The organism is Porphyrobacter sp. TH134, from assembly GCF_002855495.1.
In the GTDB taxonomy this organism is placed as follows: domain Bacteria; phylum Pseudomonadota; class Alphaproteobacteria; order Sphingomonadales; family Sphingomonadaceae; genus Erythrobacter.
On the sequence record NZ_PKRO01000105.1, the window covers coordinates 1 to 1061 of the forward strand.

Annotated in this window: 1 protein-coding gene and 1 pseudogene; both read right to left on the bottom strand. The window is 57.9% G+C overall.

Annotated elements, in window-relative coordinates; translation table 11 throughout:
• Positions 1-132: 132 nt before the first annotated feature.
• Positions 133-291, bottom strand: a complete 159-nt coding sequence (locus tag C0V72_RS16500; protein WP_172439078.1) for a hypothetical protein — start codon at positions 289-291, stop codon at positions 133-135.
• A 135-nt stretch (positions 292-426) separates the two neighbouring features.
• A pseudogene (locus tag C0V72_RS16135) lies at positions 427-960 on the bottom strand (TonB-dependent receptor domain-containing protein); the annotation flags it as partial.
• Positions 961-1061 lie beyond the last annotated feature (101 nt).

Here is a 1061-nt window from a genome sequence, read left to right on the forward strand (position 1 = left end):
TGCTCTCGGCTGTACCCGGCGCATGATCGGCTCAGACTGATGCCGAAATCGGCGGGAGCTCCAATAAGCTACACCACGCCGTGGGACACGATCTCAGGCGTTTCCATGAGCATTCTCCAGTGACCACAGTGGTCACCCAAAGAATGTTCCGTCGGCTTGAATATTGAAGATGCCGCGGCGCCAACCGCCCCAGAGCTGGTCGTTCTTGATCATCAAGGAAAACGTCTTCTTGTGCCGAAAGCCGCCATGCGGCTTCCGGATCGCGCACTGCCGGTGCTCATCGCTTATCATGCGTGGGAAGCGGCCTTTTGCCACTGCGCATGCGAGCGAGCGGCTCAGGCCCTCAAATCGGGCTGTTAAACGATCCCCCGCGGTTCCTGAACCCGGCTAAAATGCAGCGCCAGCTTCTGCTGGCGCTGCATCCAATCACTCGCCGCCGAACTCGTATCGGAGACGCAGGCCGTAGAACCGGGGTTGCCCGAGAATTGCAGTCTGCACCCCCTGCCCAGCACCGGCCCCGTAATAGGTCAGGTATTTTTCGTTGGTGAGGTTGTTGACGAAGAAATCGAGGTCGATGTTCGTCTGCGCGATGTCCCGCCAGCCGGCGTTGACGTTGAGCAGATCGAACGCCGGCAGGTAGGTATAGTCCCGCCCAAAGGCGGCCACCAACGGCGAGTTCACGAAGGTATACGTCGCAATCATTTTGCTCGTGTAGGCATAGTTCGCCGCAAACCGCAGCGAGCCAAGATCACCAAGCGGAACAGTGTAGTTGGCGGACAAAGTGGCGCTGTGCTTCGGTGACAACGTCAGCGGGGTACCCGGGGTGATGTTGTAATTGATGATGAAGTTGGGATCCTGAATCGAAAGCTGGTCGATCTCCCGGATTTCAGTGTTCAGGTAGGTGTAGGCGGCCTCCAATCGGAAATTCTCGAATGGCGAAAGGGTGGCTTCCGTCTCGAAGCCCCAGGTGGTGTAACTTCACGTCTGGAAATTCGTTTGGAGTTTGGTCTTTGAGCCCTTGCCGGGGCATGGCCCCGGCAAGGGCTGTCCGATCTGGTATT